Annotated in this window: 11 protein-coding genes; 2 read left to right on the plus strand and 9 right to left on the minus strand. The window is 42.1% G+C overall.

The features are described from left to right. Positions 1–2: 2 nt before the first annotated feature. Together BN8908_RS14250 and BN8908_RS14255 are read right to left on the minus strand one after the other, a co-directional pair. Positions 3–803, minus strand: a complete 801-nt coding sequence (locus BN8908_RS14250; protein ID WP_021989503.1) for a porin family protein — start codon at positions 801–803, stop codon at positions 3–5. Positions 804–807: 4 nt separating this feature from the next. After that, positions 808–1,752, minus strand: a complete 945-nt coding sequence (locus tag BN8908_RS14255; RefSeq protein ID WP_148453357.1) for a hypothetical protein — start codon at positions 1,750–1,752, stop codon at positions 808–810. A gap of 94 nt (positions 1,753–1,846) precedes the next feature. Between BN8908_RS14255 and BN8908_RS14260 the strand changes: the two genes are divergently transcribed. Together BN8908_RS14260 and BN8908_RS14265 are read left to right on the plus strand one after the other, a co-directional pair. After that, a complete protein-coding gene (locus BN8908_RS14260) occupies positions 1,847–2,416 on the plus strand; it encodes a hypothetical protein (protein WP_021989505.1) in 570 nt (189 codons plus the stop codon). Between the two features lie 4 nt (positions 2,417–2,420). Next, positions 2,421–3,695, plus strand: coding sequence for a serine/threonine protein kinase (locus BN8908_RS14265; protein WP_068691316.1), 1,275 nt, complete (start codon positions 2,421–2,423; stop codon positions 3,693–3,695). A gap of 222 nt (positions 3,696–3,917) precedes the next feature. Here the strand turns inward: BN8908_RS14265 and BN8908_RS14270 are convergent, their stop codons facing one another. From BN8908_RS14270 to BN8908_RS14300, 7 genes are all read right to left on the minus strand, one after another. Next, complete coding sequence (locus BN8908_RS14270; RefSeq protein ID WP_068691318.1) at positions 3,918–6,257, minus strand: FtsX-like permease family protein; 2,340 nt, start codon at positions 6,255–6,257, stop codon at positions 3,918–3,920. A gap of 14 nt (positions 6,258–6,271) precedes the next feature. Further along, positions 6,272–8,662 (minus strand): ABC transporter permease, encoded by a 2,391-nt coding sequence (locus BN8908_RS14275; RefSeq protein ID WP_068691320.1) that lies wholly within the window; start codon positions 8,660–8,662, stop codon positions 6,272–6,274. A gap of 137 nt (positions 8,663–8,799) precedes the next feature. Further along, entirely contained in the window at positions 8,800–11,151 is a 2,352-nt protein-coding gene (locus BN8908_RS14280) for an ABC transporter permease (RefSeq protein WP_068691322.1), read from the minus strand. A gap of 2 nt (positions 11,152–11,153) precedes the next feature. Further along, positions 11,154–11,369, minus strand: a complete 216-nt coding sequence (locus tag BN8908_RS14285; RefSeq protein WP_068691324.1) for a hypothetical protein — start codon at positions 11,367–11,369, stop codon at positions 11,154–11,156. Between the two features lie 203 nt (positions 11,370–11,572). Beyond that, a complete protein-coding gene (locus BN8908_RS14290) occupies positions 11,573–13,948 on the minus strand; it encodes an ABC transporter permease (RefSeq protein ID WP_068691326.1) in 2,376 nt (791 codons plus the stop codon). Positions 13,949–13,963: 15 nt separating this feature from the next. Continuing rightward, complete coding sequence (locus BN8908_RS14295; RefSeq protein WP_068691328.1) at positions 13,964–16,306, minus strand: ABC transporter permease; 2,343 nt, start codon at positions 16,304–16,306, stop codon at positions 13,964–13,966. Positions 16,307–16,521: 215 nt separating this feature from the next. Beyond that, positions 16,522–18,861: an ABC transporter permease gene (locus BN8908_RS14300; protein WP_068691330.1), complete on the minus strand. Its 2,340-nt coding sequence runs from the start codon at positions 18,859–18,861 to the stop codon at positions 16,522–16,524. Positions 18,862–19,214: the final 353 nt, after the last annotated feature.

Below are 19,214 nucleotides of genomic sequence, written 5' to 3' on the forward strand. Positions count from 1 at the left end.
ATTTATAAATGTATGCCTACTCCCAAACCCACTATTGAATTTTCGAAATTGGTATAATAATTGTAATTCCCCCGGAGATAAAGCCGTTCATTCAGCCGCAAATCGGCCATAAAGCTGAATCCCTTCCCGCTATAATCGACATAAGCCTGGGCATATCCGGCATATACCCCAACCCTATTGCTGATCGTATACTGCAAATACAAATTTGTTTCCACAAAATCCCGGCGCAACCGACCGCTCCCTTCGGGCCAAATCCAAAGACTATTGTAGCGCAACGCCGGCACCAATGAAAACCGATGCAACAACAAAATATGAATATCTGCTCCGGCATACATACCGACAGACGCATAGTCCATCAACATATTCACTCCGCCGGAAAACGTAAAAGACACCACTTGCCGCCATTTACTTTTTTGTACCTTCCCGGGATCATATACCAAATAACGATAAGTACTCTTAGGCAATAACCGGATCGGACCGATTTTATTTTTAAAATACCCCCGGGCTTCCAAATAAACGATCCGGACATTTTCGAAAGGCGTCGTTAAAAAATAAAGGGTATCGACAAAAACTCCTTTTTTCCGCATATGCCCTCTGTTAGCAGCAGGAATCGTCAATTCCATATTTGTAAAATAATTCAGCCGGACTCCGGATTCAAAAATAATACGGGCACTGGCCTTACCGTCAATCATCCGGGTAGAAACGCTGTTACTGTCCAAACCACCCTCTACTCTCAACTGCCTTTGGGCAAACAAAAAAGAAGGTAAAAAACAAAGAAAAAAGAGTACATACGATTTTCCCATGTAATTATCTGAATTCAAAATTACCTAACTGATACACTTCTTCCCTCGGGAATACCTTTTGATTCAGCAAATAAGGCTGCCACGTGCGGATATGAATCAACATTTCGGTGTCGCTCCGGAACTCCACGGCCATAAAAAGCCAGCCGTCATCGTTATAAGTCGTAGAACGCCATTTTTGTAACAAAGTTACCCCATATAAATTCCGTAAAGCAGGGTGTTGGACTATGACAATATCTTCAAAAAATAAATTGACAAAACGGTTTTTGGCAAATACACCTTTCAACTGTTCCAAATACTCATTCTTATTATACAGGTTATACCTGACTTTTTCCTCGCTTAACCCCGTCAACTTCGACCTCTCTCCGGTCCCCCGATATACATAACCTGTAATAATCAAAACATCGTCCCCATACACCTGGGAAATCAAATTCAAATCCTTGCGGTTATAAGCTGTCCGGAAATCTTCCACAAAATCGAGGATAGACCGTTTTCTCTGTACATCCTGCAAAGAATTATTCTGTGTCAGAATCGTATGATAAACCGTTTCGTCCACGGAAAAATGAAAATTGATAATTTGACCGTCCGGATTGAAGTTTATTACACCGTTCTGCAACAGTCCGCCTTCCTGCATCACAACCGGAATTCCCCGGATCTGATAACCGACAGCCGTAATTATCCCTTTGAATCCCCCGTAACCTTTTTGAAAATAAAAGGGAGAGTTCTTCCAAATTTCCAGTACCTTTTCTTCTGCCTCCGGAGTAATACACTCCTCCGGAAAAGAAGGTGAAACAGCATTGGAATAAGCATTATTTATCTGGTTCACAAAAATAGACGCCGTTATACTCATCCGCAAGCTCAAAGTCTCATCCTCCAAATCCGTCACCGTAATATAAGGCTTGCCCTGTCCCCATACGGCACAAAGTAAAAAACTGACTATACAAAACGTCAAAAGTGACTTTACCATTAAATAAATAAGCTTGTTTTGAACAAAAATAGAAATATTTTTATAAATTTATTATTTTATTTACACAAATTAAAAAACAATGAACGGCCGTTACCCGGAAATACAGGAACTATTGCAAAAAGTAGAAAAAACATACGGAGAAAAATTAAGTACTTCCAGCGACTATTTCTGCTTATATTCGGATATCAAACAGAAAGTAAAAGCAAATATCAGTTTCTCCACTCTCAAAAGAATATACGGATACGTACCCTATTCTTCTTCACCCCGGATAGCGACATTGAATGTACTCGCCCGGTACATTGGAGAACGGAATTTTGACTCATTCTGTGAAAAGTTGAAAAAAGAAAATTTCAATCAATCCCATTTTTTTACTTCGGACAACATACAGAGTTGTGAATTAGCAACCGGTCAATCCTTGGAAATAGCCTGGGCTCCCAATCGGTATCTCAAACTGCTGCACCTGGGAAATTCCCGTTTCCGGGTGACAGAAAGCCGGAATTCCCAAATTCAGATTGAAGACGTATTTTGTGCTTCCGAATTTATTTTGGGAATGCCTCTTTTTTTGCACGATCTAGAGCGGGAAGGTCTTGATCAACACATGTTTATTGCCGGCAAGAAGGGAGGATTGACATTGTTAAACCGCATTTGAATATATGACACCTGATACGGATACATCATCGGAATTTATCACCGGAAATTACCTCCGTTTTTCCGACACTTTTTGCGATATTCGGGAATTTCAGAATTCTTCCGGAGGGTATGCCTTACTATACTCGGCACACAAAGAAGGCCGTATGTTTATCCTGAAAGGCCTGAAACCTGCCTACCAAAACAACCCGGTTTACATTACGCTGTTACGCAAAGAATATGAAATCGCATATCCTTTGGATCATCCTTCCCTTTATAAAGCAATCGCCTTTGAGAATATCGAAAAGACCGGCCCTTGCATTGTCCTGGAATTTATAGACGGCTTATCGTTGAGGGATATGTTGCTGCAAAACCGAATCACAACAAACATTGCAGTAAAATTAATCCGGGAATTAATTGATGTCACCACTTATCTGCACCGGCATCAGGTGATACACCGGGATATCAAACCGGAAAATATAATTGTTACACATCAAGGAAATCATCTAAAGCTCATCGATTTCGGACTCGCCAACAACGACTCTTACAAACCGGGGCCGGGAGGTGTCGGCAGTAAACATTATGCAGCCCCCGAACTTTTGGAAAAAGGCCGGTCTTCTCCCCAAAGCGATATCTATTCCATCGGTATTATCATCAAGGAACTGGCCCACAATGCAAAGCTCCCCAAAACATATAACCGGGTTGCCCGGAAAGCAACAGCCCCCTCCGCTGAGAAACGCCATATTTCGACAGAACACCTGAAAAAAAAGCTGGAAAGAAAACCATACTTTTCTATCGTTTTTACAATCTGCCTTGCATTTCTTATCCTGGTTTCTTCCGGTTATTTCATTTCCATCTCCCCAAAACAACAACCGGAAAGTAAAAATATTCAGGATATCTATTACAATTGTTATCTGAAAATCGATTCTTTATTGAAAAACGCTGAAATTACTCCTGGTATCGACATTTCCCGTCCTTTCTATGATTTTCAAAAAGACTCCGTGACTCTGATCCGTAAATTCTCCGAAACGATAGAAAACGAATACGGTACTTACCGGACTTCATTGGAATATAAAAAAAGTCTTCGTTGGGCCCGGCAATGTTTACAAAAATGGCTGGACGATTCCCGCAGACAATATGCCAGCTCCTTAAAAGCAGCCGTCATAAAACACTTTGATTCCAAGGCAAATCCCCTTCCCTGGACTGTCATACGACAGCAATACATCGACCGATTCGGCTCAATAGCCCGACAAAACACAGAGTTTATTGAACGCCATACCCTATCTTTGATTTACGGTTGACGTTCCCTCCAATAGCTGATGCATGAACCCCAATAAATATTTTTGATTTACGATTTTAGATTTACGACTCTGTCGCAACTTGATTCGTTATTTACAACGGGCTAACTTGTGTCTCCAATCAAAATCGTAAATCAAAACGTTCTTTTTATGGCTCCAAAACTCTGCAACTCTGTAACTCATTGCCTGTATTTCAATTTAAAATCATAAATCTAAAATTGAAACTCATTCGTTTTTAAGCACTTCCACCGGATTCGCATTGGCCGCCTTCCAACTCTGCCAACTGATCGTCAGCAAAGTAATCGACAATACAATCACACCGGCCAACAGAAATACCCATACCGAAAGAGATGTTTTATATGCAAAGCCGGACAACCAAACAGATATAGCATACCAGGACAGAGGACAAGCTAATACAAAAGACAATACCACCATCCGGATAAAATCCCGGTTAAGGAAAATAATCATTTGCCAGTTTGTGGCCCCGTTTACTTTTCTGACACCGATCTCTTTCGCCTTATATTTCGAATTAAACAACACCAGGCCGTACACCCCCATCAAGGCCAATAAAATTGTCGCCAAACCGAAAATATTCACCAGCGTACCCAATCTTTCTTCTCCTTTATACAAACTGTTCAGATGATCGTTGAGAAAACGTACATCTCCCCCATACGTGGGTGATAACTCACGAATTGTCTTACGTATATGCGTCAAAGCTTTATTCCGGGCCGCTCCGTTGATTTTAATATAAAAATAGTTCCCGGCCCATTCTTCATTCACAGCCAACAACAAGGGCCGAATACTTTGCTGCAAGGGCAATATATTGAAATCTTTCAGAATCCTTCCCACTCTCATACCGGCCATTTCCTTTCCCATAGGATCGAAATGATACGTCTTTTTGAAAGTTTCATTCACCATCACCATACTGTCCTGAGTAGATACGAAACGGTCCCCTTCGATCACTTCTATTCCGAAAAAATTCAGGTAATTAGGCGCAATCATACTCACATCGCACTCTATTCGTTTTTGTTCCCCGTCGATCATATCATCGAAAAACCAGTGCTGCATTCCGGTATCCCCGATCAATTCGGAAGCAAATGTAACGTCGGTGACAGCCGGATTCTGTCGCAATTCATTCACAAATGCAGTACGCTTTTGAACCATGTCCTTATTGCTTTTCAGATAAACAATATGTTCCTTCTCTATGCCCCAGGGACGATTCTTTACCATCTCCAGTTGCCTTCCGATAAACAGAATACCGATAATCAAAGCAACGGCAACCGTATACTGAAATACCATTAGTGTATTCCGTAAAAAAATTCCCCGGGGAGATAAAGCCTGTGAACCTTTCAAAACCAAAGCCGGAGAGAAAGAGGTCATATAAAAAGCCGGATAACATCCCGCCAACACCCCCACGATTAAGCTGACAGAGCCTACTCCTGCCAATAGTCCGGAATGAACAAAAGGATTCAAAGAGGTATACATCACCTCCTGCACAAAGGTCTGGCCCAGTAGATAACACCAGAATACGCCCAAAAGAAAGGCCAGAAAAGAAAAGATCATTGCTTCGGAAATAACGCACCAACGCAAAAAACGATTACCAGCACCGAATGTTTTTTGGGTATTCAGACTCTTTATCCGGGAAGGTGCCAATGCCATCGAAAAATTAACGAAGTTAACGATAGCCACAACCAGTACCAGAATTCCGATCAACAAAAGTATATGAGTCATCATCCGGTTGCCGGCAGGTTCATGCAAATGCTGAACATCAGCAAAATAGATATCTTTCAGAGGCAAAAACATCAAATCATGATCTGCGAACATTTTCTCTCCTGAATTTTTTCCGGCCACAATCTTATCCAAACCGCGAAGTTTATCCACTAACATTTCCATATCGGTCCCTTCCGGAATCACATAATACGATTCATAATTCCACTGCGCCCATTGTGTTCCGCTACTGAAAGAGGCCGAATAAAGAACATTCTGAAAAGTCGAATTTTGAGGGACATCCCGGTACACGGCCGCCACAGTCATTTCCCGGGCGCCGTTAAACAATACTGTTCGCCCGATAACATCCGTTTCTCCGAAAAACTTCTGCGCCACACTCAAAGGTATAAACAACTGGCCGGGCATCGTCAATGCCTGACGATAATCGCCGGCCACCACCTCCAAATCGAATACCCGGACTACATTTGTATCGGCATAGGCCGGTCCTTCCTCAAAAAAATCCATGTTCCCGTCCGGTTTTACAACGGTAAAATTAGCCGATCTCCACGGTTTATCCACAAGGCACGATACTGAAAGCTCAGGGATTTCAGCACGGATAATCTCAAACCCCGGCAAAGGAAGCAAAGCCTGATAAATCGCTTCCGACGAATGCCGCAATTCCAAGCGATAAATACGGTCGGCTTTCGGAAAGCTGCTATTATAACTGTACTCGTAATTCACCTGTATCAATATCGCAATAAAAACGGCAAACGCCACAGACAAGCCCATAATGTTTAAAATACTGGCACTACGGGAACGTTGCAATACATTCAGAAAATTTCGATAAATACGTATCATAACTTCAAATTATTTTATTCGCTTTTCAACACTTCAACCGGATTAGTATTCGCAGCCTTCCAACTCTGCCAACAGATCATAATGCCGGCTATACACAGAGCCAATATTCCCGCTAAAGCAAAAACCCACCAATCTATCGTCGTCCGGTAGGCAAAACTCATCAGCCACCGGTTCATCGCATAATAACCTAACGGACAAGCAATAACGAAAGCAATAACAATCCATTTTATAAAACTGTTCATCAACATTTCCAATACTTCACCTATCGTCGCCCCGTTCACCCGCCGTATACCGATCTCTTTTATCCGCTGCTGAATGAAATAAGTTGCCATAGCCAGAATACCCATAGCAGAAAGTAATACGGCCAACCCACACAAATAACCGATCATGCCCGAAACCCGTTTTGTCCGGCTATACCATTGCCGGATAGCATCATCCATAAACGTCGCTTCAAAAGGAGTCCCTTCGCTCAATTGATTGTATACTTTCTTTATTTCATCAAACGTAGCAAACTGACGATCCCCCTGCAATTGCACCAGCATAGTCCAGGGTGTCTCCGGCCCCTGTAAAGGAGCAATCATGACAGGTTCCAACTTCTGCGAAAGGTCGCGGATATGAAAATCATTGACAATGCCGCGGACCGATGTCGTATGATTACCAACCTTAAATTCCACAGGCAAACCTTCCAGGCCCAATTGCCTCAAAGCCTCCTTATTCAGCCATACGCTCTGCTCTCTTAACACAACCCTCTCCGTTTGACCGTTTCTCATTGTCCATCTCATATACTCCCTTCCTTCCACATTGGATATTCCTGTAGGCGTCACCTGCAATCCCAACATCCGGAAAAAAGAAGTATCTACATTAAACGTCTGAAAACTCAAATGCCGTCCTTCATAATCAAACGAATAATTATTCCCGCCATCCAGCGGATCCCCCTGAACGAAGGCTACATCTCTCACGCCGGCCAACTTCAAAACTTCATTCCGTAATGTTTCTTTTTTTGCAGCATCCAACACATAAGAAAAACGGGCAATATTTTCCTGCTTGAAACCCATATCGTAATACTCCATAAAATGTGTCTGCTTAACTAATACGATTGTACAGATTGTCAACGCAATAGCTACTACATATTGAAAACTGATCAATACTTTGCTGTAAACCCCTTTTGTCTTTTTCCGGAAAGCTCCTTTCATCACTTCTATGGCATTAAAACGAGTGACAATCCAAGCCGGCACGAGACCGGAAATAACACCGATAAACACAATCACCGCCAATACCGCTAAAAACATCCAGGAAAAAAACAACGGCATTACTTCGATATGCGTATTCATCAATTGATTGAATAGCGGCTCTGCTAAAATGCTTAATCCGCAAGCAATAACAAAAGCCAATAAACACATGATCACCGACTCGGTAATATATTGCATAAACAACATCTTACGCGAACTCCCTAAAAGTTTCTTTACAGACATCTCCTTCGCCCGCATGCCGCCCTGAGCTATCGATAAATTGATATAATTGATAATCGCCAGCATAAGAATAACACCCCCAACAGCGATCAATACCCCTACCAATCCTTTACTGTTGTATTTTCTATTTCCTCCGCCATAAGGACTGAAATAAATCTGTTCCAAAGGCTCCACCACGACTTTTTTCGGACCGTCTTCTTCTCCATAATAGGAACCGTTTTTCTGAAAGCTACTTAAAATATCCTGTTCCCTGGCTTTCAAATCGGCTCCCGGTTTTTCCAATACGTACAAACTGAAAGTAGCTATCCCCATACTTTCCAATACATCGCCATCCGGCCATCCCCAATAATCTGTCAATCCTTTTATATTTACGGCGGCATCGAAATCCGGGAAATGGGTATTTTCAGGCATATCGGCCATAATTCCGGTAATAGGTACCGTTACTCCGGCAATCTTGATTTCTTTACCGACAGGCGATTCATTTCCATACAGTTTATGCGCCAGTGCCTGAGAAATAACCATACTGTGACGCCCTTGCAACACCTCATCCGGATTTCCCTGTACCAACGGAAAAGAAAACATCTGAAAGAAAGACGGACTTACATAGGCATAGGTATAACGAATTTTCTCCGTAGGTGAAACAGCTGCAAGACCGTCTTTATTGGTCATAAACAAACAGTAATCTTCTACTTCCGGAAACTGTTCCTTCAACATCGCCGCCATTGGTCCGGAATAACCGCTTCCCTTCTCACTGGCCAAACGTACAATCCGGTCTTTATGGGCATGAAAAACATCTACCGACAACTCTTGCCGGATATATACCGTCAATAAAACGACAAATGTCAGAGCCATTGCAAAGCCCAACACCGTAATCCCCGAATACAATTTATTCCGGAAAAGATTTCTGACAAAAAGTTTCACATCCGCTGTTCTCATAAGTTCTCTATTTAATAAATCTCTTTAACTATTTATGATTTACGATTCGACCACTACATATTCGTTTTTATTTTTTGACTCACAATCTTCTTTGTGACTTCTCAATTTTCACATATTAATCGAAATTATAAATTCATCTATTCGTTTTTCAGCACATCTACCGGATTAGCATTGGCCGCCTTCCAGCTTTGCCAGACTGTGGTCAATACGACAATCAGCAACATGATAATACCCGATAAGAGGAATACCCACGCCGATAAACCCGTTCGGTAAGCAAAATTCTGCAAATAATAATTCATAAAAAACCAGGCGACCGGACAGGCTATTACAAAAGCGATCCAGATCAATCGTAAAGATTCCCCGTTCAACATCCGGACAATTTCAGAAATCGTCGCTCCATTTACTTTCCGGATTCCGATTTCTTTGGCTCTGAAACGCGTATTAAACAACACCAGCCCGTAAACACCCATCAGAGCGATGAGAATAGTCACTCCGCCGAAAAGGGAAATCAGCCATCCCAGACGGTTCTCCTCCTCGTACATCATTTGCAAACGATCGTCCAAAAACAGAATTTCTCCCGAATGGCTATGCGCGAAATGTTGTATGTTTTCCCGGATATAATTCAAGGCTTCTTCCCGGGCAGAAGGTTCTATCCGAATGTAATAATAAACATCCGATCTGTTTTCCATAACCGACAAAATCAAAGGTTGTATGGCATATTGTGCTGTAAAATAGTTGAAATCGTACATTACGCCTTTTACCCGATGTCCTGAATAATTGACGGAAAAAGGATCTTTCAAACCATACTCCTTCATAAATGTTTCATTTACCAAAGCACGATAAGAAGTCGTATCCTTAAAGCCTTCCCCCTCTTTTATCCGGATTCCCCAAAAAGAAAGAAAATTCGGAGCTACGAATTCCATCCGGACAGTCAGCCAAGTCTTATTTTCACCGATCCAGGCCGCAGAGTTCCAAGAATCCATAGAACTTTCTTCACCAAAACGACTCGAAGCATACGTAATATCCCGGATAAAAGGAGCCCTCCGCAATTCAGTAAAAAAAGCAGAACGCTGACTGGAAAGTTCCTTATTCGTTTTCAAATAGACAACATTGTCCTTATCAATTCCCCATCCCCGCATTTTCATCATATTCAATTGTTTATAAATGAATATGACAGAAATAAGCAATCCCAGCGAAACGACAAACTGGAACACCATAAGCGTTTTCCTCAGATACACCCCATGCGGAGACAAAGCCCGGGACCCTTTCAGAACCAAAGCAGGAGAAAAAGCCGTCATATAAAAAGCCGGATAAATACCAGCCAGCAACCCGGTCAATATACTGATCCCCGCTACCAGAAAACATATCCCGATATGTTTGGCCGGATATACGGAAACCTTTATCAAATCGGATAAACCGATCGTATTCAGGAAGTAACAATATAAGAGTCCGATCACAAAAGCAAAAAATGAAAACAATACGGCTTCCGAAACGATGCAAAGCCTTAAAAAAGTCCGCGACGCTCCGAAAGTCCGTTGCGTATTCAATGCCTGCATCCTCACCGGAGACAACGCAATCGAAAAATTGACAAAATTTACCAATGCCACAGATAAAATCAAACCGCCTACAACCAACAGCAATAAAGTAAACGCCCGGTTCCCTCCATCCGTATTTCCTCCTTCCTCGGTAAAATATATCTCTTTCAAAGGTCGGAATTGTACCAATTCTTTACCTGCTTTCCTGACTTCATCGTATTCCCGTTGAAATTCTTCCTTAAATTCAGGTACCGTTAAAATTTTTCGTCCCAATGCCTGCACATCCGTCCCCGGCGATATTTCATAAAACTGCACATAATTCCAATTATTCATCCGCAAGCCGGAATTAAAATCATAGGAATATACCTTGTTTTTTATCGATGAGTTTTCCGGTAAATCCTGATACACGGCAGCCACTGTCATCTCCACATCCCTACACCTCACATTTTTCCCGACGGCGTTTTCATTGCCGAACCATTTCCGGGCAATACGCAGAGGTAATAAAAGCCGGTGCTTTTCCGTCAATGCGGCATGTGCATCCCCCGCCACAATCGGGATATCAAAAATCTCTACAATACCCGTATCGGCATAAGCCACTTCTTCTTTATAAAACAGCCTTTCTCCGTCTTCTCCCTGCAGGGTAAATTCCGCTTCACTCCCGTAATACTGGATGACCCCTACTTTACTCAACTCAGGCACAGACCGGCTGATCATTCCCGCCATCGGTACCGGTACCCCGGCATCATATCCTTCGTACCAAAACTCCAAACGATATATCCGGTCTGCATTCCGGAAACAAGTATTGTAAGAATATTCCTGGCTTACCCGTATCAGAATCACCGTAAACACGGCAAAAGCTACCGACAGTCCTGCAATATTCAATAAGGCTGCACTTCGGGAACGCCGCAATACATCTACAAAATTCCGAATAATCAGTCTCAGATAATTCCTCATCACTAATCGTTTTTCAATATTTTTACCGGATTCCCGGAAGCTACTTTCACACTCTGCCAACCGACCATTAAAGCCGCTACAATAAAAGCCGCCACCCCCGCTCCTTGTTTACCTGAAACCCGTTCACCGATAATTCCCGACGAATATAGATACTCAATAAAATCACAAAAGTCAGCGATATGACAAAACCTCCTATCGTAATAACGGTATATAACCAATTCCGTAAAAAAGTTTTAAATGGTTCATCGCATTCAACGTAAAATTATTGCAATACACTTTCTGTTTTATACAATCCTTATACCAAATACCATAATACTCTCACTACCAAAAACATAACCACCACTTCATTGGAAATATATGTATAATTTCTTGACACCGTTGTCTATTTTTTTACCAATAGTACAGCCCCGCCTGGAATATACTATTCATCTTTTAAGGCATCTACCGGATTGACCGAAGCCGCCCGCCAACTCTGCCAGGAAGAAATCGATACGACCAATGCGATACTGACACCTACATCAACCGCAAATAACCACCAATTGACTGTCGTCCGGTAAGCGAATCCCTGCAACCAGAAATGCATGGCATAATAAGCAACAGGGATGCCGGCCAGACAAGCCACTACCATTTTAGAAATAAAACTCTGGTTCAGCAATCCGATTACCTGCATTTCTGTCGCACCACTGATTTTCCGCATCGCAATTTCTTTTGTCCGGCTCTCTGCTACAAACATCGAAAAAGCAAAAATTCCCATACCGGAAATTAAAATCGCCAATACAGTCAGAATATGGATCATTTTCACCAAAGCAATATCCCGGGCATACAGATCAGAATAACTGTATTCCGTATATTGCATCATAATACCGGTATAATTTTCTTTGAAATAATTCCGGAGGTAATCGAGTACCGCCTGCCTCTTCCCCTCCCGGTAACGAATGTTTAAATTACTGTCATAACCGACCAGATCGGCACCGATAAGTACCGGATTGACCGATTGATACAACGACTGATAATGAAAATCTTCCACGACTCCGACAACCGTCAGTGTCGAAGGACCATAATTCAGAACCGTACCGACCGGATTTTTCAATCCCAGTTCCTGTACCATTTTCCGGTTAATGACAACCTCTCCCTGTTGAACAACACCGAAATAATTACCCCATTTCTTCCGGTAATTACGCCCTTCCAACAAGCGCATCCGATAGGTTTGCAGATAGGACGTATCTCCCAGCAAGGCAGAAGACCTTATCTTTCTATCGGGTTTTTCGACATCATACACATCGTACATCACCCAGTTTCCGATCGGTAAAGGACGGCCGTTAGTGACTGCCGAAATATCCGGATGATTCAACAACGCTTCCTTTACCGGATAAATAATGTCCTCATCACCGGGCCATTCTACACATAACACATTCCGGTTATCAAATCCGATCGGTTTATGCCGGACAAAATTCATTTGTTTTACCAATACCACAGAAGCAAATAAAAGTCCGCAAAAAATACACATCTGTCCGACCAACAATCCTTGTTTCAGGTCAAAGACGCCGGAAACCGGTTTTATACTACGTTTGATGCCGTTCCTGTCCAAACGTTTCAACAGCCAGAGCGATAACAGATATCCCAGTCCGAGCACAAACACAATGATCAACATTCCGAATAAAACCCATTCTTCCTTGGTCAGAGTCAAAGCATAAACATGCTGTGGAGAAACGATTCCGACAAAATAGGGATGCAGGGTAAAAAACAATCCGATGGCTATCCCCAATGCCAAACCGGTATGCATGGCAATTTCCATAAAAACCTGCCGTCTTATAGTGCGGTCTCCGGCTCCAAAGCAACGCTGTATCGCGAATACAGCACCGTTTTTATGCAATTGAGCCATTTTAATCATCAGGTAATTACAGGAAGCCAGTATAAGAATCAATAAAGCGATTCCTCCCAAGACATAATCAAAACGGAAAGAACCGTAACTGAAAACATCCTCATAATCCCGGATGTGTCCCGAATACAGATAAATATCCCGTAAGGGTTGTAAACGAACGATTTTCTTCTGCTCTTTTTCATATTCGGAATAACGTCCTTCCATCACAGGAATTTCATTTTCTATAACAGTGATATCTGCCTGCGGTTCCAATTCCAACAAAGTTGTAAGAGCGTTTCCGGCACCATATAAATACAATTCCTCAATCTGCCTAAAGTCCAATAAGATGTCTGCCTGGATAGAAGAACGATCCGGCATATCCTTCATCACTGCCACTACCTGATAATTCATCTCTTCCGGACCCTCCGGATAACGAAGAGTAAGTGTTTGGCCCACGGCCGGTTCATTCCCGAAATATTTCCGGGCAATTCGTTCCGACAATACGGCCCAGGCCGGACCAGTCGCGGAATCAACCGTTCCTGCAATCAAAGGAAAACTCAAAACGCTGAAAAACTGCGGATCGGTATAAATACACCGATCTTCGGGAAAGAATTCACCGGTCTGTTCATTTTTTACCAGAAACGACTGAGGAGCAACAAGCCGTACATAATCCTTTACTCCGGGAATCTCTTTCCCGGCATTTTCTGCCATAGGACTACAAAACTCCGTCGACCAATAGTCGTATCCCGGATGTTGGCAGGTCACTCGGTAAATATGCTCCCCACCCACATGAAAACGATCGGTTTGCCATTCCTTCACCACATGGCTGTATATCAATAAGGCTACCGTCAAAGCTATGGCCAATCCTCCGATATTAATTATCGTATAAACCCGGTTGCGGGCAAACCTGCGGATAATTAACTTAACATATTCCATATCCTTTTCAATTTATCAATCCGTCTTCAATGCCTTTACCGGATTCACCGTAGCAGCCTTCCAGGTCTGGTAACTGACTGTAATCAATGCCACCAGCACTACAATCACTCCGACTCCGGCAAATACCCACCAGCTCATTTCCGTCCGTACCCGGAATCCCTGCAACCAGCTATTTACAAAAATATATGCAATCGGGCAGGCCAAAAGAAACGACAGCAACACCCAAGCCAGAAAATCACGGTTCAGTATAACCAATATCTCCCCGACGGTCGCACCATTTACTTTCCGCACCCCGATCTCTTTGACCCGTCGCTGTGTTGCATAAAAAGCCATCGCAAATAAACCGACAACACTGATTAAAAAAGTAACCAGCATGGCGGAAGATAAAATCTTTCCGGCATTTGTCTCGGCCTTGTACAGACTTTCATAAGTCTGATTCAAAAAGCCGTATTCAAAAGGCACATTCGGTACCAACTCTTTCCATGTCGTTTCTATTTCCCGGATCGCCAGCTGAGGATCGCCTTTTATCTTGAAAAGATAAGGCACACCCTGATTCGCCCACATATTATCCAGCTTCACATAAACCTGTGGGTCTACTCCCTGATGAAACGATTTGGTCTGTGCATTTTTTACCACTCCTTTGATCGGATAATAACGTCCGTAAATCAAGAGATTTTGCCCTACCGGCTGTTCCATCTCCAACAATTGGGCCGCCCGTTCGTTAATCATACAATAACGCAATGAATCGTGTGCATATTCAAAAGGATTCTCTCCCTCAACGATATCCAATCCCATCACGTCGAAATAATTATAGTCTACCCGGCACATTTCCATCAGATACGTATCGTCGGCTCCGGGTTTCCCGATCGTCCACCCCTGCACCCATTCCGTCGGCAGACAATTTTTCCGGGTGACATCTTTTATGGCCGGACATTGCAGCCACTCCTCACGCAAGGCTTTGTAAGACTTGATAAACCCATCCCGGCTTTCTACATACAAAACATTTTCCTTATCAAACCCCAAATCCGTACTCACCATAAAATGTACCTGCTTATCGATAAAAAAAACGGATATCAAAAAGACAATCGAAGCCGTAAACTGAGCCACAATCAAGCCTTTTTGCAATACAGACAGTTTCTTCCCTTTGAATTGCCCCCGCATCGTTTCCACAATTCCGAACTTCGTCATATAAAATGCCGGAAACATCCCGGCTACAAATACGGTAAACAATATCAGACTTCCGACAAAAACATACAACCACGGAGAAGCCGGATCGATGGTTATAGCCGAATTAGCCAACCGATTGAAATAGGGTATGCACATCCAGGCCAACATCAACCCGAAAATAACAGCCGCAATGACATAATAAAACGTCTCCGTAAAAAACTCCCTCATCAATAATTTCTTATCAGCTCCATGTGTTTTCTTCACACCGATGAATTTGGCCCGTAAAAAAGAAGTTGAAATAAACAGATTGATAAAATTGATACAGGCAATCAGTAATACAACCAACGCCGTCAACATAAAAACCATCACCAAAGGTTTACTTCCTTTCAATATCGGCGAGTTGAAATCGGATCTCGAAAAATGGATATCTTTTAAAGGTTCCAGGTAAACGTTTGATTTACGATCCCGGAAACTCTCCATATTGGAAGTCAGAATATCGGTCAAACCGGTCTGCAATTTCTGGAAGTCGGTATTTTCCCCCAATTTCAGATAAGTCAGGTATATATCTGAACCTCCCCATACATCCCGGGCATACCAACCGAAAAACGGTACGACGAAATGCCCCTGCAAATGCGAATTGGCCGGCAGATCATACATTATTCCGGCAATCGTAAAATTCACCCCACCATAACGAACGGATTTACCAATCGGATCTTCACCCGGAAAATATTTACGGGCTGCCGCCTCATCAATCACCATATTGTCGGGTGAATTTAAAATCGTAACCGTATTCCCTACCTTTAACGGAAAAGAGAAAAACGTAAAAAAATTCGAATCCGCAACGATAACCTTACTTTCTTTATGAATTACATTACCGATCCAAATTTCACCCAGACTCCATGGTGTTACCCGGCAAGCCGATTCAATCTCCGGAAACTTATCCTTCGCTTCTTCGGCAAACGGTTTGAAAGTTGACCCAAATACCACAGATTCGTTATTTTTAAACGAATTAATCGTCAGACGGTATATCTTATCCCTATCCTTATGAAAATTGTCGAAACTCAATTCGTTCATCGCCCAAAGTCCGATCAGCAATGCCACTGCAATACTGATGCCCAAACAAGCAATACTCAGGATTCCAACCGTTTTTTGTTTCTGTAAATTCCGGATAAATACATTCAAACTATTCATAACATCAACTATTTAAAAATCAACTCCTTAACAAACAATCCTTTCTGCCGGATTAATGACGACTCCCGTTCACTGACGAATATTCGTTTCACTTACACGGATTATACTTCGCTGTACATCCCTGTTAAGAGAACCTACGGTTCTGCTTTATTTTCAATCGTAAATTCTTTTCAACCTTGTATTTCAATTTAAAATCATACATCTGAAATTGAAATTTATTCCATTTTCAAAACCCTTACCGGATTGACATTGGCAGCCTTCCAGGTTTGGTAGCTTACAGTCAGTAACGTAACGATAAACGTAATTATTCCGACTGCAATGAATACCCACCAGGACATTTCCGTCCGGTCTGTAAAACTTTCCAACCAACGGGATATAAAAATATAAGCCAACGGACAGGCCAGAACAAAAGATATTCCGATCCAGACAAAGAAACTACGATTCAGAATTACTAACAATTCCGGCACAGACGCCCCGTTTACCTTCCGTACCCCGATTTCTTTCAATCGGCGTTGCGTCGTATAATAAGCCATAGCAAATAATCCGGCGATACTGATCAGCAACGTTATTCCCATCGCAGCGGCCAGAATCTGCCCGGCATTCGTTTCCGCCTTATACAACCGGGCATAGGTATCATCCAGGAAATGATATTCAAAAGGTGTACCCGGATTCAATTCATTCCACTTAGATTGTATCACCCGAACGGCTTCTCCCGGATTACCCTGCACTTTAAAAAGTACGGTCGGCGTTCCGACCCCTCCCTTGGAAAATTCAAAATAAATCTGCGGGTCTACCCCCTGATGCAACGATTTGGTCTGTGCATCCTTAACGACTCCACGCACGATATGATATTCCCCATCCGTATAAATTCTTTCGCCGACAGGTTCGGAAAAACCCAGTACACGAGCCGCCGTTTCATTTAAAATACAATAATGCAACGAATCTCCCGTCTCCTCGGCAAACTCTCTTCCCATAACCATCTTCATGCCCATCATATCGAAATAGTTCGGCTCAATCTGACAAAACTCCATCAGATAATCCTGTTCGTCTCCGGGATTCCTCACCGTATTACCACGACACCAACCTGCCGGATCGATATCTTTCAACGTTACATCGACAATACCCGGCTCATTTCTCATCTCATTACGAAAGGCCTGGTAATTCTTCACAAATCCGCCCCGGTCATACACATACACCACATTATCCTTATCAAACCCCAGGTCTTTACCGATCATATAATTTACTTGTTTATTAATAAAAAATACAGAGGTCAGGATCACAATCGCCGCCGTAAATTGAGCGATAATCAATCCTTTTTGTAAAAAAGAGAGATTCTTACCTTTAAATTGCCCTTTCAAAGTCGCTACAGCATTGAATTTAGTCATATACAAAGCAGGAAACGTACCGGCCGTCAGCATAACGAACAAAATAACCAAAACTAAAAAAACATATAAAAAAGGATTCAGAAAACTAATGGCTAAATGATAATCAGCCAAGCGGTTAAACAAGGGCAAAGCAATTACTGCCAGCACCAAACCCACAATCACCGACATTATCACATAATAAAACGTTTCCTTATAAAATTCTCTGACCAACATTCCTTTCTCTGCTCCATGAGTCTTTTTAACACCTATCGATTTTGCCCTCAAAAAAGAAGTGGAAACAAACAGATTGATAAAATTAATGCAGGCAATCAGCAAAATCACAAAAGCCGTCAGTACAAACACCATCACCAAACTTCTGTTTCCATGTATTACAGAATCGAATTTAAACGAATCGTTAAAATGAATATCGTACAACGGCTGTAATTTATACTCAAAATTAATCTGTTTAAACATAGGGACTACCGAATATATCATCCGGGTCATCTCTTTTTCAAGTTCAGGAAGCGCAGTTGCATCCGCAATTTTAAAATAAGTAATAAAACTATCGCTTGACCCGTATGACAAATCATTCGCCCAAAATCCGATAAACGGAGTCACAATATTGGCTTTTAAATGAGAATTTTCCGGCATGTTAAACATCAAAGCCGTCACGGTATAATCTTTCCCCCTGATATTCATAATTTTACCCAACGGATCTTCTCCCGGGAAATAACGATTGGCAGCATATTCATCGATCACTATTCCATCCGGAGCCGAAAGACAGGTTTTCGGGTCTCCGGCTTTCAGCGGAAAAGTGAAAAAAGTAAAAAAATTGGAATCTGCCATTGCCATGTCATTGTCCGGATAAAGCACGTCATTCACCTTCAATTCCCCGTTCTGCGGGTTCACCCGGCACATACTTTCTATCTCTGGAAACTTACGCACAGCATCCGCCCCCAATTGTTTGTAAGTAGCACCTATCTGAGTCAGGGTATTGTTCATCATCAAAGAACCGTAAACCCGGTATATTTTATTTCCGTCCTTCTGAAATTTATCAAAACTAAATTCATTTGCAGCCCATAACCCTATCAGTATCACAACGGCAACCGCCACAGCCAGACTGCCGATACTCAATATGCCTACGGTTTTCTGCTTCTGCAAATTCCGGGAAAACACTTTTAAACTATTCATATCTATTTTTAATTAAAATCAAACAATCAGATTATAATAATCAATCCCTGTGCCAAACAATATAAATAATTGATAACTAATACATAACAAACAAACACACCTCTCCCGGATGTCTAAATTATTGACACCCTTGTCAAATAATTTACCATCTTTTTACACCCAAAATTACACACTGGGACGGACTCATTGTGTAATTTTAAAATAGAAAGCTCCCGGATAATAAGGAGCTACACCAGGAATCATAAAAGATTACAGAAATAGAATCTGTTTTTTATCACTCCTTACCGAGATTATAGATCTTTTATTAAAACGAACAGGTATTGAAATACATTTTAATATTTTGTAAATTTGGT

This window comes from Culturomica massiliensis (genome assembly GCF_900091655.1).
GTDB lineage: Bacteria > Bacteroidota > Bacteroidia > Bacteroidales > Marinifilaceae > Culturomica > Culturomica massiliensis.

Excerpts from the sequence above, each read along its gene's own strand:
- BN8908_RS14280 (WP_068691322.1), bottom strand. The coding sequence starts at position 11,151 with ATGAGGAATTATCTGAGACTGATTATTCGGAATTTTGTAGATGTATTG.
- BN8908_RS14250 (WP_021989503.1), bottom strand. The coding sequence starts at position 803 with ATGGGAAAATCGTATGTACTCTTTTTTCTTTGTTTTTTACCTTCTTTT.
- BN8908_RS14275 (WP_068691320.1), bottom strand. The coding sequence starts at position 8,662 with ATGAGAACAGCGGATGTGAAACTTTTTGTCAGAAATCTTTTCCGGAAT.
- BN8908_RS14300 (WP_068691330.1), bottom strand. The coding sequence starts at position 18,861 with ATGAATAGTTTAAAAGTGTTTTCCCGGAATTTGCAGAAGCAGAAAACC.
- BN8908_RS14270 (WP_068691318.1), bottom strand. The coding sequence starts at position 6,257 with ATGATACGTATTTATCGAAATTTTCTGAATGTATTGCAACGTTCCCGT.
- BN8908_RS14260 (WP_021989505.1), top strand. The coding sequence starts at position 1,847 with ATGAACGGCCGTTACCCGGAAATACAGGAACTATTGCAAAAAGTAGAA.
- BN8908_RS14290 (WP_068691326.1), bottom strand. The coding sequence starts at position 13,948 with ATGGAATATGTTAAGTTAATTATCCGCAGGTTTGCCCGCAACCGGGTT.
- BN8908_RS14265 (WP_068691316.1), top strand. The coding sequence starts at position 2,421 with ATGACACCTGATACGGATACATCATCGGAATTTATCACCGGAAATTAC.
- BN8908_RS14295 (WP_068691328.1), bottom strand. The coding sequence starts at position 16,306 with ATGAATAGTTTGAATGTATTTATCCGGAATTTACAGAAACAAAAAACG.